Genomic DNA, 25,996 nt, shown 5'->3' on the forward strand with positions numbered 1-25,996 from the left:
CGGATGTCCGTCGACCACCTCATCGCCGCCAGCCTGTGCGGTTTCGCCAAGCTCCTCACCGGCGTTCGCGCCCTCTGGCTGGGCAGCGAGCCCGTCGCCCGCACCCGGGTGTACTTTGCCAACCACCGCAGCCATGGCGATTTCGTGCTGATCTGGGCCTCCCTGCCGCCGGCCCTCCGCCAGCGCACCCGGCCCGTGGCGGGGGCCGACTACTGGCTCACTTCGCCGCTGCGGCGCTTCCTGATCAACCGGGTCTTCCACGGCGTCACGATAGACCGCCGCCCCGACCGTCAGGGCCCCAACCCCGTCGAGCAGATGGGCGCGGCGCTGGTGGCCGGCGACTCGCTGATCCTCTTCCCCGAGGGCACCCGCAACCTGGGTGAGGGCCTGCTGCCCTTCAAGAGCGGCCTCTACCACCTCGCCCGCGCCCACCCCGAGGCCGAGCTCGTCCCGGTCTGGATCGAGAACCTCGGGCGGGTGATGCCCAAGGGCAGCGTGATCCCGGTGCCGCTGCTGTGCACCCTCAGCTTCGGCCCACCCCTGGCGCCCATTGCGGGCGAAAACCGCGCAGACTTCCTCGGCCGCGCGCGGGACGCCCTGCTGGCCCTCGCCCCGCCCCCCGACTGACCCACGCCCCCGCCCAAGCATGGACACCACCCGCGACCTCATCAGCGTTTTCGGCGGCATCTTCGCGCTGCTCACCGTGGCCAGCCTGATCGGCGCCGGGCTCAAGTGGCGCCTGTCACCCGCCGCCGCCCATCCGGTCATCGACAACCTCAACACGCGCATCAAGGCCTGGTGGGCGATGATCCTGCTCATCGGCGCCGCGATCTGGGCCGGCAAGGGCGGCGTGATCGCCCTCTTCGCCTTCATCTCCTTCCAGAGCCTGCGCGAGTTCATCTCCCTCACCCACACCCGGCTCGGTGACCACCGGGCCCTGCTGTGGGTGTTCTTCGTGTTCCTGCCGCTGCAGTACACCCTCATCGCCATCGACTGGTACGGGCTGTTCGCGATCCTGATCCCCGTCTATGCCTTCCTGCTGCTGCCGATCTCGGCCGCCCTCGGCGCCGACACCACGCGCTTTCTGGAGCGGGCGGCAAAGGTCCAGTGGGGTCTGATGATCTGCGTGTATTGCCTGTCCCACGTGCCGGCCTTGCTCACCCTCGACATCCCCGGCTACGCCGGCCGCAACGCGCTGCTGGTGGTCTTCCTGGTGCTCACCGTGCAGTCGAGCGACGTCTTCCAGTACGTGTGGGGCAAGCTGCTCGGGCGCCGCCGGCTGTCGCCGGCGATCTCACCGTCGAAGACCGTCGAAGGCCTGGTGGGCGGCGTGCTCAGCTCCACCGCGGTAGGCGCCGCGCTGTGGTGGATCACGCCCTTCACGCCGCTGCAGGCCGGCCTGATCGCCCTCGTCGCGAACATCATGGGCTTCTTCGGCGGCTTCGTGCTGTCGGCCATCAAGCGCGACCGGGGCGTCAAGGACTGGGGCGCGATGATCGAGGGCCACGGCGGCATGCTCGACCGCGTCGACTCGCTCAGCTTCTCGGCGCCGATCTTCTTCCACATCGTGCGCTACTGGTGGGCATGACGCCGACCGCCCCGGCCCGGGGGATAATCCAGCCATGACCGCCCCCCTCCCCGCCTGGCTCGAAGCCTTCCGCCACCGCCTCGGCGCCGAGGTGGTCGAGACCCACATCTCCTGGCTGCTCCTCGCCGGCGACACGGCCTGGAAGCTCAAGAAGCCCCTCACCCTGCCCTTCCTCGACTACGGCACGCCCGCGCTGCGGCGGCACTTCTGCACCGAAGAGCTCCGCCTCAACCGCCGCTTTGCGCCCGGCCTCTACCTGGGGCTCGACGCCGTCGATGGCACCGAAGAATGGGCGGTGCGGATGCGGCGCTTCCCCGAAAGCCAGCGCCTCGACCACGTCTGCACCCGCGGCGAGCTTAGCCTGGAGCAACTATCCCAGCTCGCCCGGCTCGTCGTCGCCTTCCACGACGCGGCGGCGGTCGCCGGGCCCGACACGCGCTTCGGCGAGCCCGCCCAGGTGCTGGCCCCGGCTCTCGACAACTTCGCCCCCCTGCGCGCCCGGCTGCCGGGCCAGGCCCCGCGCCTCGACGCCCTCGAAGCCTGGACCCGCGCCGAGTTCGCCCGCATCGAGCCCACACTTGCCGCCCGCAAGGCCGGCGGCCGCATCCGCGAATGCCACGGCGACCTGCACCTGGGCAACCTGGTGCTCCTCGACGGCCAGGTGTGCCCCTTCGACTGCATCGAGTTCAGCGACGATCTGCGCTGGATCGACGTCGCCTCCGAACTCGCCTTCACCTACATGGACCTCCTCGACCACCGGCGCCCCGACCTGGCCGCCTGGCTGCTCGACGCCTGGCTGCACGAGTCCGGCGACTTCTCAGCCGTGCCGGTGCTGCGCTTCTACAGCGTTTACAAGGCCCTGGTGCGCGCCAAGGTCGCCGCGCTGGGCGGTGCCGGCCTCCAGGCCAGCGGCTACCTGGCCCTCGCCGAATCCATCGCCACCCCGCCGCCGCCCCGGCTGACGATCACCTTCGGGCTGTCCGGCTCGGGCAAGAGCACCCAGAGCGGTGCCCTGTTACGTTCGAGCCCGGGCGCCACGACCCTGCGCCTGCGCTCCGACGTCGAACGCAAACGCCTCCACGGCCTGGCGCCCCTCGAGCGCAGCCACTCGACACCGGCCGGCGGCATCTACACCGCCGAAGCCACCCGGCGCACCTACGCCCTGCTCCACGCCACCGCCGCGATGGTGCTCGACGCCGGCTGGTCGGTGGTCGTCGATGCGGCCTTCCTCAAGCGCCACGAGCGGGACAGCTTCCGCGCCCTGGCCGCCGAGCGAGGTGCCGATTTCGCCATCCTCGCCTGCAGCGCACCGCTCGACGAGATGCGCCACCGCCTCGAAACCCGCCAGCACGACGCCTCCGAGGCCACCGTCGAAGTGCTCGAGCGCCAGCTCGACTGGGTCGAACCCCTGGCTACCGACGAAGCCCCGCTGTGCATCCCGATGCTTGATCCAGAACAGGGCAGGCGCGGCCCCAGGGCGTAAGCTGGTGATCCATCCGGGTTGGTCGGAACTCATTCGATGCGCACGCCCCACCTCCTCCGCACCCTGCACATGCCGCTCGCCGGCCTGCTGCTGACCCTCGCCGCCACCGCCCACGCCGGCCCCTGGCGGGCCGACCCCGACAACAGCCGCGGCTGGGAGCTGATGAGCCCCGCCGAGCGCATCGAGCACCAGCGCCGCCTGCGCAGCTTCACCGATTACGAAGCCTGCCGCGCTTACCAGCAGGCCCACCACGCACAAATGGAGGCCCGCGCCCAGGCCGCGGGCCGCAGCCTCCGGCCCCGCGCCCGCTCGCCGTGCGACGACCTGCGAGAGCGTGGAGACCTCAAATGAAGCCACAGCGCTGGCTTCCCCCCGCCCTGTGCCTCGCGCTGCCCCTGGCCGGCATGGCCTGGGCCTGGCCCGTGGGCCTTTCACCCTGGCGCAGCGTATCAATCCTGAGCGCCTGGGCCGGCTGCGGCGCCCTGCTCGCCAGCCTGGTGCTGATGGTCCGCGACCCACGCTTCGCCGCAGCCCTCGGCGGCCTCGACAGCCTCTACCGCTGGCACCACCGCAGCGGCACCGTGGGCTACTGCCTGCTGCTCATCCACCCCCTGGCCCTCGCCACCGACGGCCTCGACGAATCCCCGCAGGTGGCCTGGCAGACGCTCTCGCCCCTGGCCCAGGACTGGCCGGAGTGGCTCGGCTGGCTCGGCCTGCTGCTGCTGATGGCCGGCCTCGCCAGCACTTTCATGCCCCGCCTGCCTTACCGCCGCTGGCGGGCGCTGCACTACCTGCTGGGGCTGGGCGTGCTGCTCGGGCTGGCGCACCTGTGGGCGATCCTCGGCGGCAGCCTCGGCGTGCTCGGCGCGATCGGCATCGCCCTGGCGGCCCTGGGCTGGCGGCTGGTGGTGAGCGACTTCGGCGCCCTCGCCCGGCCCTACCGGGTCAGCGCGGTGCGCCACCCGGCCACCGACCTGGTCGAGGTCACCCTCGCCCCCTGCGCGGCGGCCCTGGCGGCCACGCCCGGCCAGTTCGTGCTGGCGGCGTTCGGCGACGGCGAGGGCTTCCACGGCTGCCGCGAGTTCCACCCCTTCACGGTCAGCGGGATAGGCCCGGGCGGCGTGCTGAAGCTCGACATCAAGGCCCTCGGCCCATGCACCCGCCACCTGCAGCACCTGACGCCGGGCGTCACCTTGCGCCTCGAAGGCCCCTTCGGCGACTTCCTGGCCGCGGCCGGTGACGGCCCCCAGCTGTGGCTGGCCGGCGGGATCGGCATCGCGCCCTTTCTGGCCGTGCTGCGCAGCCGGCTGCCCGCCCAGCCCACCCACCTGATCCACCTGTTCCGCCACGCCGACGACGCCGGCTTCAGCGACGAGATCCAGGCGCTGGCAGCCGGCTCGCCGAACCTGAGCTTCGTGCCGGTCGCCTCCGGCGACAGCCCGCCCGACATCGGCCCGCTGCTGGCTGCGGTGCCCGGCCTCGCCGGGCGCGAAGCCTGGCTGTGCGGCCCACCCGGCCTCAACGCCGCCGCAAGCAGAGCCCTGCGCCGGGCCGGGGTGCCCCCCGAAGCCATCCACTTCGAAAGCTTCGAGTTCAGATCATGAAAAAACTGTTCATTTCGTCGACCCTGCTGTTCGGCATCGCGGTAACGGGCTTCTGGCTGGCCGCCGCACTCGCCCCCGAACCCGTTGGCCAGCGCGCCGTGGCCGCCCCGGCCGACAAGCAATACAGCCTGCAGGATGTGGCGAAGCACGCCACGCCCGGCGACTGCTGGATGGGCATCAACGGCCAGGTGTACGACTTCACCGCCTACCTGCCCGGCCACCCTGCCGACCCGGCCGTCATCCAGCCCTGGTGCGGCAAGGACGCCAGCGAGGCCTACCGCACCAAGACCCGCGGCCGGCCGCACTCCCCCTACGCCGACACCTTGCTGCCCAAATACCGCATCGGCGCGCTGACGGCAAAGTAGGCCGCGCGCAGCCGCCCGGCTTCACGCTGAAAATGAGCGTCGGGCGCGTCCCGCGGTGCGCATGGGCAGCCGCCTGGAGCGAGCCCTCCGGAGATACCGCGACGCGGCGCCCCCCCACGAGGGCCGCAATCGCGAGGTTGCGGCAAGCGGTCAACTGCGGTTACCAAGATGATTAAGCCTGCACCCGGCCGCCGGGCTGCGCATCAAGCAGGCCGCCCCGAACCGGCGCCCGCCGATCAAAAATGGGCGTCGACCTGCAGGCGCCCCCGGGCGACGGCCTTGCCGACCTGCATCGCCTCGACGAAGGGGCTGACCCGCTCGGCTGCCGCAGGGACGTAAAGGCTGAGCTCGTCGCGGACCCGGGTGATCGCGACGTAAAAGCGGTTGCTCTCCTCGGCACGGTCGCAACCCGCCATCGGGAAGGCACCGGCTTCGAGATAGGGCAGCATCACGGCCTGGAATTCCTGCCCCTTGGCCGCCTCGACGGTGCACAGCAGCACGGCGCCGGCGGCACGCAGCCGGGCTTCGCGCACTTCCGCCTTGCGCAGCCAGTGGGCGAAGTCGTGCAGGGACAGGTTGCGGCGGCGGGATGCGTCGATGAAGCCCTCGATGGAGCGGGTCACCATGAGGGCCCGGCTAGGCGCGATGAAGATGTCCCGGGCAACCCGCCGGAGCTGGAGCATGTCGACGGCGCGCTCCAGCAGCGCATGGGCCGGTGCGTCGGCGGGCGCCGCGCGGAGCATGGCGAGGGCCTGTTCCAGCCGCAGGCGCGCGTTGCGCTGGGCGGAGCTTTCGTCGATGGTCTCGGCGTCGGCCCGGCGGAGATTGAGCAGGGTGTTGGCCTCTTCGCCCCGGCCGCTCTGGCGCAGCGCGTTGATTTTTTCGAGGAAGCGCGCATCCGCTTCGGCCGCCTCGTCGTCGGAGAGATGGCGGGCTTGCTTGTCGGCGCGGGTCTGGGGCTTGAGCAGCAGCCCCTTGAGGAAGGCGTCGAACAGCTCGGGCTGGGCGGCGGCCGTCTTCAGCGCGCTGTCCTCGAGCCGCCGGGCGCCCCAGTCGAACTGCTGCCACAGCAGCAAGGCGTGCAGCACCTTGAGGCGCTTGTCGACGCCGGGGATCGATTCGTAGTCTTCGAGCGCAAAGGCGATGACCCCGCGCAGCATCAGGATCTCGGAGCGCAGCAGGTAGCTTTCCAGCCCCTCCACCCGCCAGCCGATGCCGGCCTCGAGCAGCGCGTTTTCGATGTGGATGGACTGGTAGGGCGCGCGCAACACCACCGCGCAGGCATCGAGCTGCCCGCCGCGGCTCTTCCAGTCGAGGATGTCGGCCACCACCTTGTCGGCGGCGTCCCGCGGGTCGGCGTAGGGCACGAGCCGGAGGCGGGTTTCGTGCACGCGCCCCGATACGACCGCCTTGTTCTTCAGCGCGGCGGTGGCCAGGGCCATCACCGGGCCGTGGCGGTAGGTGCGGGTGAGCGGCAGGGATTCCACGTTGCGCCAGCCCTGGCCGAACTGGCTGCGGATGAAATTGACGTCGGCACCGGCCCAGCGGTGGATCACCTGGTCGAAGTCACCGGCGCCGGTGAAGAAGGCCTTGCCCCGCGCCAGCAAGTGCTCCAGCACCACGTAGGTCGCCGGGTTCATGTCCTGCAGTTCATCGACGATCACGATGCGGTATTCAGGCAGCGGAACCTGCACCTCGCCGGCCTGCAGCAGGCAGGCCAGATCGTAGGTCGCGTCGAACTCGGTGCGCCAGCGCGGCCCGACGCCGTCGCCCGCACGCTCCCGCTCCAGATGGCGGTAGAGCAGGAAGACGCCCTCCGGGATGCCCAGCAGCTCGGCGCGCTCCTCGATGGTCTCGCCGTCATCGAGCTCCGGCCTCACCATGCGGGCCTTGATCTGCCGGGCCAGGGTGAGGAATTCGAAGATCAGGTCGTTGTGCTCGGGCAGCCAGAGCTCCCGCGGTGATCGGCGCTGGGCGTTCTCGAGCTGAAGCCTGGCGACGGTGGCGCGCACATGGGGCGCCAGGGCTTCGTTGCTGGCCAGGAACGGCGGCTGGACGCCCTCGAAATCGTTGAGCACCTGCTGGGCCAAGGCGTCGAAGGTGACGCAGCGGACGCGGCGGGCGACCTTCGCATCGACGCCGATCTCGATCAGCCTGGCCTGCAGCACACGCGCCGCTTCTGACGAGAAGGTGAGCGCGACGATGCTCTCGGGCCACACGCCGCGGGTGATCGACTCGGCGATGCGCAGCGCCAGCGTGGTGGTCTTGGCGGCGCCGGCGTTGGCCATCGCGATGACGTGGCGGGCGCGGCTGGTCTGGATGGCGATCTGCTCGTCGGTGGGCGCGATGCCCACGGCAACGAACCGCGGTGCCGAAGAGGCGCCCTGCGCTGTCGGGTGTTTTGCCATGCTGAAACCGGATGGGCCGGGGAGGCGGAAAAGTCTCCCATCTTAACCGAGCCCCCGGAAGACCCGCCTCGCGTTCGGCCCTGGGCTTAGCGCAAGGAGCCGATGTAGCGCTGCGTCGGGTGGGTCGCGCCGGAGCGGGCGCTGCGCAGGCGCTCGAGCAGGCCGGGCGGCGCCTCGCGGCGGGGCTCGGCGGGGGCAGCCGGCGGGTCCAGCTCCATCGCCTGGCGCAGCCGGTCGCACAGCTCGATCAGTTCGGCATGGCCCGTGGCCACGCCGACGCGGACGATCTCGCGGGCATAGTCCTTGTTGATCCGCATGTATTCGATGTCGATGATGCGGTTGGCGGCCCGGCGCATCAGCAGATGAATGCGTCCGAGGAGGCCGTAGAGGACGGAGTCGGATTCCATGGGAGCTCCTTCTGTTTCGGGTTTCGGTGCGGGCGGAAGCCACTTTGACTGGCTGCTGGGCACTCGCAGCAAAATTTGTGCCGACGCAGATCCAGCCAAAAACCCCCGCGCCGAAGCATCCGGCGCTCCCGAATGAGGCGACAAACACCTTCAGGGCACCGACGTGGTGCGATGCGGCGCCGGACGCACCCACAAGAAAAAGCCCGGCACATGGCCGGGCTTTGGGGTGCTACAGAGGCTTGGTCAGGCTCAGGCAGCGGCCTTCCGCGGCTCGCCGCCGACGAAGAAGCTGGCGATATAGACCAGCAGGCCGATGAGGAACATCACGCCAGAACCTTCACGCAGCCAGTAGAAGATCGTCAGCTGGTCCTGCGCCGCCATGAAGGGGATCGGCGTGGCGCTGTAGCGCTGCAGCCAGACCTGCAGGATGCCTGCGGCGGTGAGGAACAGGGTGATGAAGACCATTGCCACGGTCATCAGCCAGAACGCCCACATCTCCAGCACCTGGGACTTCTCGCTGTTGGCGGCACGGCCGCGCAGGATGGGCATGGCGTAGCTGATGATGCACAGCACGACCATCGCATAGGCGCCGTAGAAGGCCATGTGGCCGTGGGCCGCGGTGATCTGCGTGCCGTGGGTGTAGTAGTTGACCGGAGCCAGGGTGTGCAGGAAGCCCCACACGCCAGCGCCCAGGAAGGACATCACACCGGTACCCAGGGCCCACAGGGTGGCGGCCTTGTTGGGGTGCTCACGACGGCGGCGATTAACCATGTTGAAGGCAAACACGGTCATCGCGAAGAACGGGATCGGCTCGAGGGCGGAGAACACCGAACCCCACCACTGCCAGTATTCCGGCGTACCGATCCAGAAGTAGTGGTGGCCGGTACCGATGATGCCGGTGACGAGCGTGAGGGTGATGATGACGTACAGCCACTTCTCGATCACTTCGCGGTCGACACCGGTCACCTTGATCAGCACGAAGGCCAGCAGCGAGCCGAGGATGAGTTCCCAGACGCCTTCAACCCAAAGGTGCACGACCCACCACCAGAAGTACTTGTCGAGCACCGGGTTGTGCGGGTTGTAGAAGGAGAACAGGAAAAAGATCGCCAGACCCCACAAACCCAGCATCAGCACGATGGCGATGGAGGTCTTGCGGCCCTTGAGCATGGTCATGCTCAGGTTGAACAGGAAGGCCAGCGCGACGACCACGATGCCGATCTTGGTGAGCAGCGGCTGCTCGAGGAACTCCCGGCCCATGGTCTCCAGGATGTCGTTGCCGGTCATCTGCGCCAGGGTGGCGTAGGGCACCAGCAGGTAGCCCAGGATGGTGGCGGCACCGGCGACCAGGAAGATCCAGAACATCAATAACGCCAGCTTCGGCGAATAGAGCTCGGTCTCGGTTTCCTCCGGAATCATGTAATAGGCGGCGCCCATGAAGCCGAACAGCAGCCAGACGATCAGGAGGTTGGTGTGGACCATCCGCGCGACGTTGAACGGGATGGCGGGGAACAGGAAGTCACCGATGATGTACTGCAGGCCCATGATGAGCCCGAACAGAACCTGTCCGGTGAAGAGTCCGATGGCGGCGATGAAGTATGGCTTCGCGACCGCCTGCGAGGAATATTGCATGGTTTGGGTCCCTTTCTGATCGGCAATCAGCCTTCGATGTTGGGCGGCCAGTTCGCCGTGTTGATTTCCGACATGTACTTCAGAAATTCAACGAGATCGTTCAGCTGCTGTTCCGTCAGGTGGAAGTTGGGCATCTGGCGACGGCCGGGGGCGCCCGTCGGCTGAGCCTGGATCCAGGCCTTGATGAACTCGGGCCCGCGCCGCTTGTAGACGTTGCCCAGCTCCGGCGCAAAGTAAGCGCCCTCGCCAAGCAGGGTGTGGCAACCGATGCAGTTATTGACTTCCCACACCTTCTTGCCGGCGGTGACCGCCGGCGTGAGATTGGCCCGGTTGTCCCGCTTGGGAAGTGTCTGCAACGAATCGAAGGTCAGCGCGAGAAACAGGAGCGCAAAGAATACGGTGCCCCCGAAGAAGATGTTTCGCGCCATGGATTTGGTGAATGTCCCGCTCATGGAACCTCCCTGGATGGCTTCGCTGCACGGCGCAGCTTGGGGCGGATGTTCGTCTGCGGGAGGGGGTGACGTCCTTGACTGTGGTCAAGGACGTCGGATCACACCGGGACAGCGGCATATCTGCCGGGCGTGGAGCGCGGCGTGGCGCGCGCTGCCCGCCGCCGGGCACTGCCAGACAGCCGCCCCGGCGGGCTCGTCGGGTAGCGAAAAGGCGCGGAGCGGGCCCGTGGCGCAGGGCCGGCGCAGCGTCAGGTGAGGCGCACCGGACGGGCGGCGAGGGCTTCCTGGAGGGTCGGGAAAGTGCGCGTGCGATCGGCAGCCAGCCGATAGTAGCGGCGGTCGTCCGCGTGGCGCCCGCAATAGCTGGTGATGGTGACGCGCTCGATGCCCGGGAAGCCCGGGTTGGCCTCGATGGTCTTGAGGGCGCCGGTGCCGGTGTCGTACACACCGGGGCGCTCCCTGAGCACGTCGGAAATCAGCGGGGATTTGTTGTCCATGTCGGCCTCGTGAATCTGCCCTGCACCTGGGCGGAGGATAGCACCGCGGCCGGGCGGCAGAAACCGCCGCGGCGGGCCCTCAGCGCGGCACCCAGCCGCCCCACATCGGGAAGACCTGGCCGACGAAACAGTCGGCCGCGGCACTCGCCAGATAGGCGCAGAAGGCCGCGTCCTCGTGGGCTGCCACCAGCCGGCCCAGGGGCACCTCGCGCTGCAGGCGCTCCTGGAAGCGCGGATTGGCCTGCACCTCGGGCGGGAAGTAGGTGGGGTTGTCCACGAAGTTCTGGGCGATGGCATTGACCTGCACGTGGTGAGGCGCCATCTCGACGCCCAGCGCCTGCACGTAGGCGAGCTGGGCGCCGCGGGCCGCGCTGTAGGTGGACGCCCGCTTCATGCCGCGCAGGGCCGCAGCGCTGCCCATCACCACGATCTTGCCGGCGCCGCGGGCCACCATCTGGGGCAGCACCGCCCGGCACAGGCGCGGCAGCGGGGCGACCAGGGCCGCAAACACGGCGCGCCATTCGTCCTCGTCCACCTCCAGGGCCGGGGTGGTCGGCGCCGGGATGGCCAGGTTGGCGACGAGCACATCCACCTGCCCGGCGGCCTCGACGACGACGGCCGGCGCGGCGGGGTCGAGGAGGCTCTCGGTGCTGGCGATCACGGTCGCCCCGCGGGCGGTAAAGACCTCGCACAGGGCCGGCCCCATGAAGGCATCGGCCTGGGTGATGAGCACGCGTTTGTCGGCAAGGGCAGTGTCGGACATGGGAGCCTCCCGGAGGACGTGGGTTCGAAGAGGCAAGCTTACGCTCATCGCCCCGGGAACCCCATCCGGCCACGCGCCTGGCCCGGGCTTGAGTGTGTTGACGTGCCGGGGGCTGCTCGCCCCCACCGCCCACCCGACGCGCCAAAAAGCAGACGGGCCGCAATGCGGCCCGCCCACTCCCCATCAGCCGGCCCCGGAGGGCGCGGCCGCTGCTGCTAAACGGCTGCCCCGGGGCTCAGCCCTTGTCGGCCTTCGGCGCTTCAGGCTTGGGCGTCTCCGGGTGGAACTCTTCCGGCGTCGCGCCTTCCTTCGGCGAGCCGATGGCTTGCTCGACCTCGGGCAGCGAGTGCGCGATGCCCTTGTGGCAATCGATGCAGGTCTTGCCCTCGTTGAGGCCGGTCTGGTGCATCTTGGACGAACGGCGGCCCTGCTCGGCGTAGTCGAAGCTGCCGAAGTTGTGGCAGTTGCGGCACTCGCGGGAGTCGGTCTTCTTCATCCGGTCCCACTCGTGCTTGGCCAGTTCGAGACGCTTGGCGTTGAACTTCTCGGGCGTGTCGATGGTGCCCAGCACCTTGTGCAGGACTTCGTTGGAGGCCTGGATCTTGCGGATCATCTTGGGGCCCCACTCCTTCGGCACGTGGCAGTCCGGGCAGGTGGCCCGCACGCCGGAGCGGTTGGAGGCGTGGATGGTGTTGCGGTACTCCTGGTAAACGTTGTCCTTCATCTCGTGGCACGAGATGCAGAACTCTTCCCGGTTGGTCCATTCCATCGCGGTGTTGAAGCCGCCCCAGAACAGCACGCCGGCAATGAACAGCATCGCGGCGAAGCCCCAGCCCAGTGATCGGATACGGCCGATCAAACCCTTTTTGTTGGTATCCATTTATCCGAACTCCATTGTTATGCGCTCAGCGCATGCCGGTGCCTGGCTTGAAGCTGTTGCCGACCAGGGGCTTGGCATCGCTCTGGGGGACGTGACACTGGTTGCAGAAATAACGGCGCGGCGACACGCTGGAGAGCTCCTCGCCCTCGCGGGTCTTGAAGTGGGTCACCGAGATCTTGGTGGCGCCGGTTTCCTTGGCGCGGGCCCAAGCGTGGCAGTCAAGACACTTGTTGAAGTTCTTGGTGACCGTGTAGCCCTTGATCGTGTGCGGGATCAGCGGCGGTTGCTGCACGAAGTCGCGGGGCAGCGGTGCCTGATCGCGGCCGTAGCGGGTGCCATCGCCCTCCGGGTCGCTGGCCTGGATGTCGGCCCCGCGCAGGGTCATGAGCTTGATGGCGGGTTCGCTGGCGGCAAACGCATCGGCGGGAGCAAGGAGAGCCTGGCCAAGGGCCGCAGACAGCGTCAGGGCCAGCGCGGCTGCGCGCAGGCGGGTGGATTTGAAGGTCGGCTTGTTCATCACTCGCTCCTTTGGTCGAACCTATGGGTCATTTTGAAAACCTGTTTGTCACACACATCGATGCAGCGGCCGCAGGTGGTGCAGTCCGATGCCAGAATAAGAGGGCTCTCCTGCCCGACCTTCTTGAGGGCCGGGCGGATCACCTGGGGTTCGGGGCAGACCGCGAAGCAGTCCATGCAGTCGTCGCAGGCCTTGCGGTTGGCGGCCGAGATGCGCACCAGGGATTTCTTGCCGAGCAGCCCGTAGAAGGCGCCCATCGGGCACAGGTGGCCGCACCAGCCGCGGCTGGCCATCAGCAGGTCGTAGATGAAGATGCCGACGATCACGAACAGCCCGCCACCCATCCCGAAGATCAGGCCCCGGTGCAGCAGGGACACCGGATTGACCCATTCCCAAACCAGGGTGCCGGTGACCGCCGCCGCCACCAGGATGCCGCCGAGCAGCCAGTTGCGGGTGTTGGCGTCGGGCACCCGGCCGGTCTTGATGCCGAGGCGGCGGCGCGACCAGGCGGCGGCGTCGGTGACCACATTCACCGGGCACACCCAGCTGCAGAACAGCCGCCCGCCGAACAGCAGGTAAAAAACCAGCACGATCGCCGCGCCGATCAACGCCGACGAATAGGGCAGATGGCCGGTGGCCAGCGTCTGCAGCACCAGCAGCGGGTCGGTGAGGGGCAGCACGCCCAGGGTGAGGGATGATGAAAGGTTGCCCTTGGCGATCCACACCCCGAACCACGGGCCGGTGAGGAAGGCCAGCAGCACCAGCAGCTGGCTCGCCCGGCGCAGCAGCAGCCAGCGGTTGCGGGCCAGGAAGCCGCGCCGGCTGGCCTTCAGCGTATCAACGGAAATCGTCGAGGTGGCCATGGCTCAGGGCTTCCAGTTCGAGTTGATGCCCGGCGGTGCCTTGCGGGGCGCGGCAGACGGCGCATCCGGCACGATGGGGGCCGCGGGGGCGGCCGGCGCCACCACGGTTTCGGTGGCCGAGCGACCGGCGGTGGGGCCTTCGAAGCCGCGCACCGGCAGCTCGACCTGCTCACCGATCAGCGAGCCGCCATGGCGGGCCTTTTCTTCCCAGCCCTTGCGGTAGTGGGCGGGCAGCGCGCCCTGGGCCAGCTTGCGCGGGAAGACCTTGATCGCCGCCTCGGGCAGCACGCAGGATTTCTCGCACTTGCCGCAGCCGGTGCAGGCATCGGAATGCACCGTCGGCAGCAGCATGGCGTGCCGGTCGGAGCGGGGGTTGTGCTGGGTTTCGAGGGTGATCGCCTTGTCGATCACCGGGCACACGCGGTAACACACGTCACAGCGCAGGCCGAGGAAATTGAGGCAGCTCTCGTGGTCGACGAGCGCGGCGAGGCCCATCTGGGCCTTGTTGATGTCGGTGAGCTCCCGGTCAAGAGCGCCGGTCGGGCAGGCCTTGACGCAGGGGATGTCCTCGCACATCTCGCAGGGCACCTGGCGGGCGTTGAAATACGGCGTGCCCGCCACCACCGGGTCGCCCAGGTCGGCGAGCCGCAGGGTGTCGTAGGGGCAATCACGGACACACAGGCCGCAGCGCACGCAGGCGGCCAGAAAGTCGGCCTCGGGCAACGCGCCGGGCGGGCGCAAGGCCTGGGCCGGCAGCGCCGAGGCGCTCTTTGAGTAGAGCCCTGCCCCCAGCGCCAACAGGCAGCCGCCACCGGCCGCGGCAGCGACGCTGTTGATGAACTTCCGCCGGGCAACCGAGGCCGGAGGCTCGGCGGCTGCGGGACGAGCGGGTTTCTTGCCGGTGTCCATGATGTGTCTTCTTTGATGCGTGCGCCGCCAGGAGGTCGGGTGTCGGGTTGCAACCCGACCTACGGGCAGGCGGATCGATCAGGCGCGAAGCACCTTCACTGCGCACTTCTTGTAGTCGGTTTCCTTGGAGATCGGGCAGGTGGCGTCAAGGGTGAGCTTGTTCACCAGCTTCGATTCATCGAAGAAGGGCACGAAGATCAGGCCCACCGGCGGCTTGTTGCGGCCCTTGGTCTCGAGGCGGGCGATCATCTCGCCGCGACGGGACTGGACCTTGACCACCATGCCGCGCTGGAGCCCGCGCTTCTTGGCGTCGTCGGGGTGCATGAAGACCTGGGCCTCGGGGACGGCCTTGTGCAGCTCGGGCACCCGGCGGGTCATCGTGCCGGTGTGCCAGTGCTCCAGCACGCGGCCGGTGCACAGCCACATGTCGAACTCGGCATCGGGCTTCTCGGGGGGGTCCTGGTAGGGCAGCGCGAAGATGACCGCCTTGCCGTCCTTGTGGCCGTAGAACTTCACGCCCTCGCCCTTCTTGACGTAGGGGTCGTAGCCTTCGCGGAAGCGCCACAGGGTTTCCTTGCCATCGACCACCGGCCAGCGCAGGCCGCGGGCCTTGTGATAGACGTCGAAGGGGGCGAGGTCGTGGCCATGGCCGCGGCCGAAGATCGCGTATTCCTCGAACAGGCCCTTCTGCACGTAGAAGCCGAAGGCCTCGGACTCGTCGTTGGTGTAGTTCTTGATGGCGTGTTCGTTAACCCGGGCCAGCTCGCTCTTCGGGAACTTGTTCACCACCTTGTTGGCGTAGAGCACGTCGTAGAGGGTCTTGCCCTTGTACTCGGGCTTCTTGGCGATCAGCTCGGCAGGCCAGACCTCCTCGACCTTGAAGCGCTTGGAGAACTCCATGTACTGCCACAGGTCGGACTTGGCCTCGCCCGGTGCCTTGACCTGCTGGCGCCACACCTGGGTGCGCCGCTCGGCGTTGCCGAAGGCGCCTTCCTTTTCGGTCCACATGGCGGAGGGCAGGATCAGGTCGGCAGCCAGCGCCGAGACGGTGGGGTACACGTCCGACACCACCACGAAGGCCGCCGGGTTACGCCACCCCGGGTAGATCTCCTGGTTGATGTTGGGGCCGGCCTGCATGTTGTTGGTGGTGCTGGTCCAGTAGCACTTGAGCTTGCCGTCCTTGAGGGCGCGGCTCTGGGCGACGGCGTGGAGGCCGATCTTGTCGGGGATCGTGCCTTCGGGCAGCTGCCAGATTTCTTCGGTGTGGTGACGGTGCTCGGGGTTGGTGACGACCATGTCGGCCGGCAGGCGATGGGCGAAGGTGCCCACTTCACGGGCGGTGCCGCAGGCGGAGGGCTGGCCGGTGAGCGAGAAGGGGCCGGAGCCCGGGGTGGAGATTTTGCCCACCAGCAGGTGGACGTTGTAGATCATGTTGTTCACCCAGGTGCCGCGGGTGTGCTGGTTGAAGCCCATCGTCCAGAAGCTGACGACCTTCTTTTTCGGGTCGGCGTACAGCTCGGCGAGCTTCTGCAGGCGGTCTTTGGGCACGCCGGAGAGCTTGGAGGTGTAGTCGAGCGTATACGTGGAGACGAACTTCTTGAACTCTTCGAAGGTGGACGGCCGGGCGTCGTTGGGGTTGTTCTTGGGCTTGCCGTCGGCGCCGGGGTAGCCGTTGAACTTGGCGTCCTTCTCGAGCGCATGGTTGGGGCGCAGGCCGAAGCCGATGTCGGTCTCGCCGGCCTTGAAGTTGACGTGGGCCTTGACGAACTCCTGGTTCACCTTGCCCGACTGGATGATGTGGTTGCAGATGTAGTTGAGGATCGCCAGATCGGTGTTGGGCACGAAGATCATGCCGTTGTCGGCGAGCTCGAAGCTGCGATGCTCGAAGGTGGACAGCACGTGCACCTGGGTGTCGGTCTTGGTGAGGCGACGGTCGGTGATGCGGGTCCACAGGATGGGGTGCATCTCGGCCATGTTGGAGCCCCACAGCACGAAGGCGTCGGCCTGCTCGATGTCGTCGTAGCAGCCCATCGGCTCGTCGATGCCGAAGGTGCGCATGAAGCCGGTGACCGCCGAGGCCATGCAGTGGCGGGCGTTGGGGTCGAGGTTGTTGGAGCGGAAGCCGGCCTTCATCAGCTTGGAGGCGGCGTAGCCTTCCCAGATCGTCCACTGGCCGGAGCCGAACATGGCGATCGAGGCCGGGCCGGTGGTCTTCAGCGCGTCCTTCCACTTCTCGGCCATGATGTCGAAGGCCTGGTTCCAGCTGATCGGGGTGAATTCGCCATCCTTGCTGTACTTGCCGTCCTTCATGCGCAGCAGCGGCCTGGTGAGGCGGTCTTCGCCGTACATGATCTTGGACAGGAAGTAGCCCTTGATGCAGTTGAGTCCCCGGTTGACCGGCGCGTCCGGGTCACCCTGGGTGGCCACCACGCGGCCGTTCTGGACACCCACCAGCACCGAGCAGCCAGTGCCGCAGAAGCGGCAGGCGGCCTTGTCCCAGCGCACCGCGGTGGTGTTTTCGGCGGCGGGGGCGGCCTCCTTGGCTGCCAATGCAGGCACGGAGATGCCTGCCGTGGCGGCGGCGGTGGCAATCGCCTGGGTCTTGATGAAGTCGCGTCGGTTGATGGTCATTTGAGCCTCCTCGCAGGGGGATTCGGTGATGGCGTGAATTACGTGGCTTGGGACTGGCTGGCGGGCACGGGGGCCGAAAGCATCGCGTCGGTGTGTTCGTAGGCCAGGGTTGCGGCGAGCACCTGGGGCACCCGGTGGAGCGCGATCAGGGTGTCGGACATGGCGGCGCCTTCGGCGTCCTCCACGGTGACCACGAGCTTGCCGTCGTCGGACATGCCGTGGCATTCGACGCCGGGATAGGCCGTGAGCGCCGCTTCGGCCTCGGCGCGGGTCTCGGGGTGGATACGCAGGACGAGACTGACGATGTTCATGGAAGCTCCGGGTTGGGGGTTACGCCGCCGACGCCGGCGATGCGCTGCACGGCGCTCACCGGGCAGGGCGCGATGCAGGCGCCGCAGCCGTTGCAGGCGGTGTTGTCCACCTCGGGCAGCGGCACGCCGCCGATGCGGGGACGAAAACGGATCGCCGAGACGTCGCAGGCCTCGCCGCACACGCGGCATTCGACGTTCTGGGCGGCCAGGCAGCCTTCGGCGATGGCGATGCCGAAGGCCCAGGGTGCCGCGGTGCTGTCGCGGCCGATGGCGCCGGTGGTGCAGGCCCGGGCGCAGTCGCCGCAGAAGGTGCACGCCGCGGCGGCGAAATCGGCCACCGGCAAACCGCCCTCACCCCGCTGCAGCAGGCCGGTCGGGCAGGCTTTCAGGCAGTCGTCACAGGCGGTGCAGGTGTTGACAAAACGAGCCTCAGGAACGCTCCACGGCGGGCGAAACGGCGCCGGGCCGGGCTTGCGACCTCCCAGAAAACGGCGACGGGAAACATCCATGGGCTTGACTCGGGATTACGGGATTGTTTGATTCTACGCCCCAATTCGGGAGCAATCCTTGATCCAAGCAAAGGAAACCTCGTGAAAACCCCACTGGCGGCCCGGCCTTACGAGGCGGGCGGCGTGATCAGAAATCGACGCTGCCCCTCAGGAGCGCCGTGCGCCCGAGCTGGGGCATGCTCCAGCGCGGCCCGGCGATGGTGCTGTCTTCGGCCACCGGATCGCTGAAGCGCCGGTCGAGCAGGTTGTAGAGCCCCAGCGACAGCGCCCAGCGCCGGGCCGGTGGCTGGTAACGCAGGTTGAGGTTCACCAGCGTGTAGGCGCCCACCGCCTGCGTGCCGGAGGCGGCCAGGCGGCGGGTGACGTGCTGTGCCTCGAGGCCGCCATGAAAGCCGCCGCCCAGCTCCGCCGCGAGGTTGGCCTTGAACATCTGGCGCGGCGCGTTGTCCGGGCGGCCGCCCTCGCCGCTGGGCAGCTGCAGGGTGTAGCCCGCGCGCAGGGAGAAACGCTCGGCCCAGCGCTGCTCGAACTCGAGTTCCAGCCCGCGCCCGGTGAGGGCCCGGCTGTTGCGGACGATGCCGCTGGCGTCGGGGGCGATCATGTCGTGGAGCCTGAAGAAATAGGCCGAGGCGCTCAGCCGGCCGTTGCCGAGGCGCTTCTCCCAGGCCGCCTCGAGGGAACGCATGTGCTCGGAGTGCACCGCGGAGTTGCCGTAGTCGAAGGTGGGCGCGGAGTAAAAGCGCTCGTAGGCCGACGGGTCGCGGAAGGCGGTAGCGTAGAGCAGCTTGAAGATGCCCGCCCCCTCGGTTTCGTGGACCAGGCCCAGGCGCGGGCTCCACTGGCCGCCGCCGCGGCTGCGGTGATCGAAGCGCAGCCCGGCGGTGAGCAGGGTCTGGCGGCTCAGGCTGATCTCGTCCTGGGCGTACAGGCTGGCGAGGTGGCTGCTCGTGCGGCTGTCGAGGCAGGCGCCGGGCAGCAGCGCGAGGCTGGCGTCGTAGCAGCTGTTTCCGAGGTCGGCGTTTTTCTGGTACTGGCGCAGGTTGTCGCGGTATTCGAAGCCGAGCGTCCAGCGCTGCCCGGCAAGGGCCCGGCTGACGAGGCGCCCTTCGAGGCCCCACCAGCGGCCCTCGGCGCCGTCCCGGTTGAGGTGGTAGCTGGGCGCGGCATAGGGGAAGTTGCCGCGGTAGCGATAACTGCCGACGTAAACACGCTGGTGCAGGGTGGTGTGGGCGTCGGCGGACTGGTCGGCGGCGAACTCGGCCAGGGTGTAGTCGTCGCGCTCCCGGTGGGCCGGGTCGTTGAACTCGGTCTCGTAGCTGCCGGTGGGCACGACGCGGTCGCGCTCGGAGTGCACCAGGGTGGCGCGCCAGTCGCTGCTGCGCAGGCGGGCAAACAGGCGGCCGCCGGTCTCGCCGCGCAGCTCGCGGGCGGTGCCGTCGTAGCCGCCGGCGGCGATGTCGGGAAACGCCAGGCTGTGGCCGTGGGCGCGGAAGCCGCTGGCCGACAGCAGGTAGCCGAGGCCGCCGTCGGTCTGCCCGCCCCGGGCGACCCGGCCCTCGAGGTGACGGCCGCTGCCCGCCGCCAGCGAGGCCTCGCCGCCGTCAAGGCTGCGGGTCACCACATTGACCACGCCGAACATCGAGTCGCCCCCATACACCGAGGCGCTCGGCCCGCGGATCACCTCGATGCGCTCGACCAGCTCCAGGTCGAGGGGAAAGGCGGAATCCACCGGCACGCTGGCATAGACGTTCTCATTGACGCTCATCCCGTCGATGAGCACCTGGAAGCGCTGGCGGTAATCACCCGGGGCCGACACGCCCCGCACGCCTCCGTAGGCGTAGGTGTGATCCTCGGTGACGTTGAAGCCCTGCAGCGAGCGCAGCACGTCGGCGAGGGTTCGCCAGCCGAAGCTGCGGATCTCGGCGGCGGTGAGGATGGAGACCGAGCTGGGCGAGTGCTCGGCGTCTTCGGCAAACTTGGGCGTGGCCAGAATGCGCACCGCGGTGAGCTCTTCGAGGGACATCGACAGGGCATCGAGGCGGGCGGTGGCCTGGCCGGTGGCGGGGCCCAGCGCGCAGCCGGCCAGCACCAGCACCAGCAGCCGGCGAGGGAGTGAAACTGCGAGGGGTCGGCGGCTCATGGTGGCGAAGCCCTCCCGGTAGCACCCGCGATATAGGCCGTGAATTGGTCCGCCGGCATCGGCCGGGCATACAGAAAACCCTGCAGCACGTCACACCCCAGGTGGCGCAGGCGGGCCGCCTGGGCATCGGTCTCGACCCCCTCCGCCACCACCGACAGGCCCAGCGCCCGGCCCAGCCCGACGATGGCGCTGACCAGGGCCTGGTTGCCGGCCTTGCTGTCCACGTCGATGACGAAGGAACGGTCGATCTTGATCTCGTCCACCGGAAAGCGCTGCAGGTAGCCGAGGGACGAATAGCCGGTGCCGAAGTCGTCCACCGAGATGCCGATGTGGCGCTCGCGCAGGTCGCTGAGCACCTGCACCGCGGCCTCGCGGTCGTGCATCAGGATGCTCTCGGTGATCTCGATGAAGAGCTGCTCGCCGGCCACACCGCTCCTGGCGAGCAGCTCGTCGATATGGCGCACCAGCCCGCCGCCGTAGAAGCTGTGGGCCGACACGTTGACGCTGATCTTGCCCGGTTCGAGCCCGGCCGCCTGCCACGCGGCGATCTGCTCCACTGCGCGCAGCAGCAGCCAGTCGGTCATCGGCCGGATCAGGCCGGTGCGCTCGGCCAGCGGGATGAACTCGCCCGGGCTGACCATGCCCCGCTCGGGCTGGGGCCAGCGCATCAGCACCTCGGCGCCCACCGGCAGGCCGCTGATGGCATCCACCTTGGGCTGGAAATACAGCTGCAGCTGGTCGCCGCTGTCGATGGCGGCACGCAGCTGGCGCTCCAGCAGGTGGAGCGAGGCCTCCTCGGCGTCGTGGGCCGGGTCGTAGAAGACGATGTGCACCGCCGGGTCGCCGGCCGCCAGGTTGGCGCTGCGCATCGCACAGCGGATCAGTTCCTGGACGTCGGCGGCGTCGTCGGGGCTGCGGGCGATGCCGATCGAGGGCGCCAGCTGTAGCGCCTCACCGTCGACCTCCAGCGGCGCGGAGATCTCCGCCAGCAGCTGCTCGGCGAGCTGCTGCCAGGCAGCCCGGGGCAGCTCGCCGGGCAGCGCGATCAAAAAATCCGCCTCGTCGTAGCGCCCCAGCCGGGCCCGGCGCAGGGACTGCTGCGGGCCGTCGGCGGTGGTCACCAGGGCGCGCTCGGCAAACTGACGCAGGCGCTCGCACAACATCAAGAGGGCCGCGTCGGCGGTGGCCTGGCCCAGCAGCAGCGAGGCCTTGCGCAGGCCGCTGAGCTGGATGAACAAGAGGCCGAGGGGCAGCGGGCGGCCTTCCGGCCCGGACATGTCCCGGGCCGTCAGCTCGCTGATGCGTGAGCGGTTGAGCAGGCCGCTGTGGGGGTCGTACCAGGCCAGGCGGCGCACCTGCTCTTCGGCGACGACCCGCTGGGTGATGTCCTGGGTGTAGCCGTAGCCGCCCGTCGCGCCCTGCCCCGGCTTCGGGTAGCCCACCTCGTGGAGGTGCGCAACGCTGCCGTCAGCGGCCGTGACGCGGTAGTCGAGCTGGTAGGGGAAGCCCTTCAGCAGCCCGCTGCGCGCCGCCTCGAGCGCGGCGCAGTCTTCATGGTGCACCCGCGCCAGCAGCGCCGCCGCCGGCCGCGGGAGGCGGCCAATGCCGAGCAGCGCGCGGTATTGCTCGGCGCAATTGACCAGGGCGCCGGCGCCGTCGAGCTCCCAGTCGCCGAGGCGGGCGATCTTCTGGGTGTTGATGAGGGTTTCGCGACTCTCGAGGAGCTGCTGGAAGGTCATCGCCGAGCGCAGCAGGTAGCGGATGCGGTGCGGCAGCAGCGGCATGTTGAGGGGCTTGGTGATGAAGTCGGTGGCGCCGCTGAAATAGGCTTCGTCGATGGATTTCTGGTCGTCGAGGGCGGTCAGCATCACGATCGGCAGGTGCTCGAAGCGCGGGTCGGCGCGCAGCCGGCGGCAGGCTTCGTAGCCGCTCATGCCCGGCATGATCACGTCGAGCAGGATCACCTGCGGCACGAAGCCGTCGGCCAGCATCTCCAGCGCCACTTCGGCCGTTTCTGCGGCCTCGACGATGAAACCCTGCGCCGCCAGCACCGACTCGGTGATCATGCGGGTGACGGGCTCGTCATCGACGACGAGGATGCGGACTTCATTCATGGGCAGCCCCTCCGAGGGACTTGAGATGTTCGTCCACCGCATCGCGCAGCGGCGCGAACTCGTGGATCAGGGCGGGCAGGAGGGCGTGCACCTCGTCCCAGGCGTCGGTGCGGGCAGCGGTCTCGGCCTGCTTGCAGAGGGCCGAGAAGGCCTGGGCGCCGATTGAGGCGCTGGCGCTCTTCAGGTTATGCAGGCGGCGCAGCGTCCGCCGGGGCTCGAAGTCGCCGGCCGGGTCGGCCAGCGCCTCGATGTGGCGGCCAGCCTCCTTCAGGTAGGAGGCGAGCACCGCCGGGATGATCTTTTCGGCACCTTCGCCGAGGGTTCTCGGCAGGTAATCCACGTCGAAGAGCACGGCGGATTCCGCCCCGGGCGCAGGCGCGGCGGCCGGCGTCGCGGCAGCTTCCGCGCTGGCGGCCGGGATGTCCGGGAGCCATTGGCGGAAGGCCCCGCACAGGTTGTCGAAGGTCACCGGCTTGGTGAGGTAGTCGTCCATGCCCGCCGCCAGGCACATCTCCCGGTCGCCGGCCAGGGCGTTGGCGGTGAGGGCGATGACGAGCTGATGCGGCAGTCCCTCGGCGGTCTCCCGCTCGCGTAGCCGGCGGGTGGCGGTGAGGCCGTCCATCACCGGCATCTGGACGTCCATCAGCACCACGTCGAAACGCGCCGCGGCGAGGTGGTCGAGGGCCTCCTGGCCATTGCCGGCCACGGTGCACCGGCAGCCGAAGCCCTGCAGCATCTCGCTCAACACCAGGCGATTCACCTCGTTGTCCTCGACCATCAGCACGCTCAGCCCGCGCCCGCTCTCCCGCGCGGCGGCGCGCCCCGGGCGTGCGTCCGGGTCGAGCCCCCACAGGGCCGCCAGCGCCCGCCACAGGCCGCTGTCGGAGAAAGGCTCGTGGATCTCGCCGCTCACCCAACCCGGCAGGCCGAGGTCTTCGTCCGCCGGCAGCAGGCAGCTGCGCACGAAGAGCACCGGCAGCCCGCCCGGCCCGGCGAAATCGGGGTGCTCGGCCGCCATGCGGAGACACATGTCCTCCTCGACGAGGATCGCGTCGGGCGGCGCCTCGGCGAGGCCGGCCAGGATGTCGCCACAGGCCGTGAAGGCGGTGGCCGTCATACCGCCGGCGGCCAGCATGGCGCACCAGTGCCCGGCCCGTTCGGCGCTGCCGCAGATCACCGCGATGTGCCGGCCCCGCAGCTTCTCGGCCCAGCCGGGCCGGCTGCGCGCGGCCTCGGCCTGCGGCAGGGGCAGCCGCAGGGTGAACACCGAGCCGCTGCCGAGCCGGCTGTGCGCCGACACCTGCCCGCCCATCAGCTCGACCAGATCGCGCACGATGGCCAGCCCCAGCCCGGAGCCGCCGTAGCGCCGGCTGGTGCTGTTGTCGGCCTGGCGGAAGGGGTCGAAGATGCTGTCGAGGGCCGCCGGCCCGATGCCGATGCCGCTGTCGCGGACCTCCAGCACCACCGGGGCGCCGTCGGCCTGGCCCTGACGGCAGGTGACGAGCACCTCGCCGTGCTCGGTGAACTTGATCGCATTGCTCAGCAGGTTGTTGAGCACCTGACGCATCCGGTGCGCGTCGCCGCGGAACAGGTCGGGCATCGAAGGGTCGATCTCGAAGCCCAGGGTCAGCCCCTTCTTGCGCGCCATCGGCAGGAACACCGCCACCGTCTGGACGACGATCTCGCGCAGGTTGAAAACCAGTGACTCGAGCTGCAGGCTGCCCGCCTCCATGCGCGAGAAGTCGAGGATGTCGTTGAGCAGGTGGAGCAAGGTCGTCGCCGACGAGCGCTGATTACCGAGCAGCTCGCGCTGGCGCGGGTCGAGGGCGCTGGCCTCGAGCAGCTCGGCGACGCCGATGATGCCGTTCATCGGGGTGCGGATCTCGTGGCTCATGTTGGCCAGGAACTGGCTCTTGGCGCGGTTGGCGCTCTCGGCCGCGTCCTTGGCCAGGCGCAGCTCGCGGGTGCGCAGCTGGACAGTCTCCTCGAGCAGCTCCCGGTGGGCGGCGAGCTCCCGGTCGCGGGCGGCGAGCTCGGCCAGCATGCTGTTGAAGGCGTCGGCCAGCTGGCCGATCTCGTCGTCGCTGGTCTTCTTGGCCCGCAGCGAGAAATCCCGCCGCGCCGACACCTGCTGGGCGGTCTCGGTGAGGGTCGTGATGGCCCGAGTCATGCCGCCCTGCAGCCAGCGGGCGATGGCCGTGGCGAGCAGGAAGGCCAGCCCGAGGGCCAGCGAGAACAGCCCGAAACGCATCAGCATCGCGCCCCAGATGTTGTCGATGCGGCTGACGACGGACAGCGAACCGATCAGCTCGCCGTCCCGGTACATCGGCACCGCCACGGCGAGGGTCGAGCCGCCCAGGTAGCTGGCCATCTCGTGGTGCAGCGTGCTTACCTCGGGCGGCAGCGGCTCGGCCCAGCCGCTGGCCACATAGGTGTGGCGGAAGGGGCCGTCGCGCTGCACCAGATGGGCCGCCACGATGGCCGGGTCGCCCTCGAGGGCGCGGAACAGATGCCCGGCGCCCACCGGGTCCTGGAATTCGAGCACCGCCGAGGCGTTGAAGGCCACCACCTCGGCCACCGCGCGCAGCTTGGCGACCCGCGCGGCGTACTGCTCCTGCAGCTGCACCACGCCGACGATCACGAACACGAAGACCAGGCTGGTGGCCACCGCGATGGCGACGATCACCGACAGCTTGCGGTGGATCGGCAGGCGCCGGATCAGCGCCCGCAGCCGGGCGGGCAGCAAGCGCCGGCTCATCGCGCACCCCCCGACACGTCGCGGGCGAGCCGCAGCATCTGCGGGCTGACGCGCAGGCCGGCCCGCGTGACGACGCTCATGTTGACGTCGAAGACGATGCGGCCGTCCTGGCGCAGCAGGGCCAGCGCACCCCCTTGCTGGACAAAGGCCGCGGTCTCGCCGACGGTCAGCACCGGCAGGCGCGCCGCGGCCTTGATCACCGCCGCCTGACGCTCCTCGTCGGTTTCGGCCACGTAGAGTTCCTGGCAATCGGCCAGTTGATCGAACTGGAAGATGCGGCGCACGCGCAGCTCCCGCCCCTGCACGCTGCGCCCCTCGTAGGGGGCCAGGTAAGCGCTCAGGGTGTCGCGGCCATACAGGCAGATCGTGGCCGTCACCCCGCCGCCGGGCCATTCGACGTACTTCAGGAAGTTGACCAGGTAGGCCGCCCGCAGCTGGGGCTCGGGCACCGCCTGGGCGCCCGCCGCCAAGGGCTGCAGGAGCGCCAGCGCCAAGCCCGCCCCGCACAGCGCGGCGGCGACGCGGCGCAGCCGGACGGCACGCCACGTGCGGCGACCGCACCCCGGGGAAAAGGCAAGCGTGCGGCCCATGGGCTCAGCACAACGGGAGAAATGTCATGTTGCCTATATCGGAAACCGGCACCCCATCTTTAGGCGCGCCCCAGGCCGCGCTAGGCCGCAACCGGCACGCCTTACCGATCCGTCGCTGGCCCGGGCGCCGCGGATGACCTAAGCTCGACACGCCGTTTCTTGCAACGCGCGGATATCAAGGAGGCGAAAATGCCTGATCCGGATTTTGCAGCATTCGAGGCCGAGGCCCTGGCGGAGGGCTTCGACGAAGTCCTCGAGCGGGTGTGGGCGCCGGGCACGGTGCTGGCCGAGCACACTCACCCCTTTGCAGTGAAGGCGGTGCTGGTGCAGGGCGAGATGCACCTGGAGGTGGGCGCCGAGACGCAGCACCTGCGGCCCGGCGACCGCTTCAGCCTGCCCGCCGGCCTGCCCCACGCCGAACGCTACGGCCCGGAGGGTGCGATCTACTGGGTCGCCCGCCGCAACCCGGCAGGCGGCGGCTGATCCGCCGGGCCCATCCGCCGCAGCGCCACGGCGCTGGCGGGCGGCCTGGCCCGTCAGGCGCTCTCAAGGAAACGCAGGGCCGCCCCAAGTGTCCT

The 25,996-nt window shown here is 69.2% G+C and carries 24 protein-coding genes; 7 read left to right on the top strand and 17 right to left on the bottom strand.

Features of this window, described 5'->3' with window-relative positions; genetic code table 11:
• Positions 1-3: 3 nt before the first annotated feature.
• From ZRA01_RS11345 to ZRA01_RS11370, 6 genes are read left to right on the top strand one after another with little or no spacing between them, the layout of a single operon-like run.
• On the top strand, positions 4-627 hold the full coding sequence (locus ZRA01_RS11345) for a lysophospholipid acyltransferase family protein (RefSeq protein ID WP_141352231.1): 624 nt from the start codon (positions 4-6) through the stop codon (positions 625-627).
• Between the two features lie 19 nt (positions 628-646).
• Complete coding sequence (locus ZRA01_RS11350; RefSeq protein ID WP_141352233.1) at positions 647-1,588, top strand: phosphatidate cytidylyltransferase; 942 nt, start codon at positions 647-649, stop codon at positions 1,586-1,588.
• Between the two features lie 34 nt (positions 1,589-1,622).
• Positions 1,623-3,071: a bifunctional aminoglycoside phosphotransferase/ATP-binding protein gene (locus ZRA01_RS11355; protein ID WP_141352235.1), complete on the top strand. Its 1,449-nt coding sequence runs from the start codon at positions 1,623-1,625 to the stop codon at positions 3,069-3,071.
• Between the two features lie 36 nt (positions 3,072-3,107).
• On the top strand, positions 3,108-3,422 hold the full coding sequence (locus tag ZRA01_RS11360; RefSeq protein WP_218028703.1) for a hypothetical protein: 315 nt from the start codon (positions 3,108-3,110) through the stop codon (positions 3,420-3,422).
• Positions 3,419-4,675: a ferric reductase-like transmembrane domain-containing protein gene (locus ZRA01_RS11365; protein WP_141352237.1), complete on the top strand. Its 1,257-nt coding sequence runs from the start codon at positions 3,419-3,421 to the stop codon at positions 4,673-4,675. Before ZRA01_RS11360 ends, ZRA01_RS11365 begins: the two co-directional genes overlap by 4 nt.
• Positions 4,672-5,040: a cytochrome b5 domain-containing protein gene (locus ZRA01_RS11370; RefSeq protein WP_218028704.1), complete on the top strand. Its 369-nt coding sequence runs from the start codon at positions 4,672-4,674 to the stop codon at positions 5,038-5,040. The genes ZRA01_RS11365 and ZRA01_RS11370 overlap by 4 nt, the downstream gene beginning before the upstream one ends.
• 236 nt (positions 5,041-5,276) lie before the next feature.
• Here the strand turns inward: ZRA01_RS11370 and ZRA01_RS11375 are convergent, their stop codons facing one another.
• The 17 genes from ZRA01_RS11375 to ZRA01_RS11455 form a co-directional block, all read right to left on the bottom strand.
• The gene (locus ZRA01_RS11375; protein ID WP_170182955.1) at positions 5,277-7,394 is read right to left on the bottom strand and encodes a UvrD-helicase domain-containing protein; all 2,118 of its coding nucleotides are present in this window, start codon (positions 7,392-7,394) and stop codon (positions 5,277-5,279) included.
• Between the two features lie 140 nt (positions 7,395-7,534).
• A complete protein-coding gene (locus ZRA01_RS11380; RefSeq protein ID WP_141352241.1) occupies positions 7,535-7,855 on the bottom strand; it encodes a hypothetical protein in 321 nt (106 codons plus the stop codon).
• Positions 7,856-8,104: 249 nt separating this feature from the next.
• Positions 8,105-9,484, bottom strand: a complete 1,380-nt coding sequence (locus ZRA01_RS11385) for a cbb3-type cytochrome c oxidase subunit I (RefSeq protein WP_141352243.1) — start codon at positions 9,482-9,484, stop codon at positions 8,105-8,107.
• 26 nt (positions 9,485-9,510) lie between these two features.
• Positions 9,511-9,936, bottom strand: a complete 426-nt coding sequence (locus ZRA01_RS11390) for a c-type cytochrome (protein ID WP_141352245.1) — start codon at positions 9,934-9,936, stop codon at positions 9,511-9,513.
• A 248-nt stretch (positions 9,937-10,184) separates the two neighbouring features.
• A complete protein-coding gene (locus ZRA01_RS11395; protein WP_141352247.1) occupies positions 10,185-10,433 on the bottom strand; it encodes a hypothetical protein in 249 nt (82 codons plus the stop codon).
• Positions 10,434-10,512: 79 nt separating this feature from the next.
• The gene (locus ZRA01_RS11400) at positions 10,513-11,196 is read right to left on the bottom strand and encodes an SDR family oxidoreductase (RefSeq protein WP_141352249.1); all 684 of its coding nucleotides are present in this window, start codon (positions 11,194-11,196) and stop codon (positions 10,513-10,515) included.
• 235 nt (positions 11,197-11,431) lie between these two features.
• A complete protein-coding gene (locus ZRA01_RS11405; protein ID WP_141352251.1) occupies positions 11,432-12,076 on the bottom strand; it encodes a NapC/NirT family cytochrome c in 645 nt (214 codons plus the stop codon).
• A gap of 25 nt (positions 12,077-12,101) precedes the next feature.
• Entirely contained in the window at positions 12,102-12,593 is a 492-nt protein-coding gene (locus ZRA01_RS11410; protein WP_141352253.1) for a nitrate reductase cytochrome c-type subunit, read from the bottom strand.
• Positions 12,593-13,456 carry a quinol dehydrogenase ferredoxin subunit NapH gene (gene napH / locus ZRA01_RS11415; RefSeq protein WP_141352256.1) on the bottom strand — a complete coding sequence of 288 codons (864 nt, stop codon included), beginning with the start codon at positions 13,454-13,456 and terminating at the stop codon, positions 12,593-12,595. The genes ZRA01_RS11410 and napH overlap by 1 nt, the downstream gene beginning before the upstream one ends.
• 3 nt (positions 13,457-13,459) lie before the next feature.
• A complete protein-coding gene (gene napG / locus ZRA01_RS11420; protein ID WP_141352258.1) occupies positions 13,460-14,365 on the bottom strand; it encodes a ferredoxin-type protein NapG in 906 nt (301 codons plus the stop codon).
• A 78-nt stretch (positions 14,366-14,443) separates the two neighbouring features.
• A complete protein-coding gene (napA, locus tag ZRA01_RS11425) occupies positions 14,444-16,996 on the bottom strand; it encodes a nitrate reductase catalytic subunit NapA (RefSeq protein ID WP_141352260.1) in 2,553 nt (850 codons plus the stop codon).
• A 38-nt stretch (positions 16,997-17,034) separates the two neighbouring features.
• A complete protein-coding gene (locus ZRA01_RS11430; RefSeq protein WP_141352262.1) occupies positions 17,035-17,307 on the bottom strand; it encodes a chaperone NapD in 273 nt (90 codons plus the stop codon).
• The gene (gene napF, locus ZRA01_RS11435) at positions 17,304-17,816 is read right to left on the bottom strand and encodes a ferredoxin-type protein NapF (protein WP_141352264.1); all 513 of its coding nucleotides are present in this window, start codon (positions 17,814-17,816) and stop codon (positions 17,304-17,306) included. Before napF ends, ZRA01_RS11430 begins: the two co-directional genes overlap by 4 nt.
• A gap of 127 nt (positions 17,817-17,943) precedes the next feature.
• Positions 17,944-19,956, bottom strand: coding sequence for a TonB-dependent receptor plug domain-containing protein (locus ZRA01_RS11440; RefSeq protein WP_141352266.1), 2,013 nt, complete (start codon positions 19,954-19,956; stop codon positions 17,944-17,946).
• Positions 19,953-22,070, bottom strand: coding sequence for a putative bifunctional diguanylate cyclase/phosphodiesterase (locus tag ZRA01_RS11445; protein WP_170182956.1), 2,118 nt, complete (start codon positions 22,068-22,070; stop codon positions 19,953-19,955). The genes ZRA01_RS11440 and ZRA01_RS11445 overlap by 4 nt, the downstream gene beginning before the upstream one ends.
• Positions 22,063-24,828 carry an ATP-binding protein gene (locus tag ZRA01_RS11450; RefSeq protein ID WP_141352270.1) on the bottom strand — a complete coding sequence of 922 codons (2,766 nt, stop codon included), beginning with the start codon at positions 24,826-24,828 and terminating at the stop codon, positions 22,063-22,065. The genes ZRA01_RS11445 and ZRA01_RS11450 overlap by 8 nt, the downstream gene beginning before the upstream one ends.
• Complete coding sequence (locus tag ZRA01_RS11455; RefSeq protein ID WP_141352272.1) at positions 24,825-25,418, bottom strand: YfiR family protein; 594 nt, start codon at positions 25,416-25,418, stop codon at positions 24,825-24,827. The genes ZRA01_RS11450 and ZRA01_RS11455 overlap by 4 nt, the downstream gene beginning before the upstream one ends.
• A gap of 189 nt (positions 25,419-25,607) precedes the next feature.
• Here ZRA01_RS11455 and ZRA01_RS11460 point away from each other — a divergent pair, with 189 nt between their 5' ends.
• On the top strand, positions 25,608-25,901 hold the full coding sequence (locus tag ZRA01_RS11460; protein WP_141352275.1) for a cupin domain-containing protein: 294 nt from the start codon (positions 25,608-25,610) through the stop codon (positions 25,899-25,901).
• Positions 25,902-25,996 lie beyond the last annotated feature (95 nt).

Source organism: Zoogloea ramigera, assembly GCF_006539865.1.
Taxonomy (GTDB): domain Bacteria; phylum Pseudomonadota; class Gammaproteobacteria; order Burkholderiales; family Rhodocyclaceae; genus Zoogloea; species Zoogloea ramigera.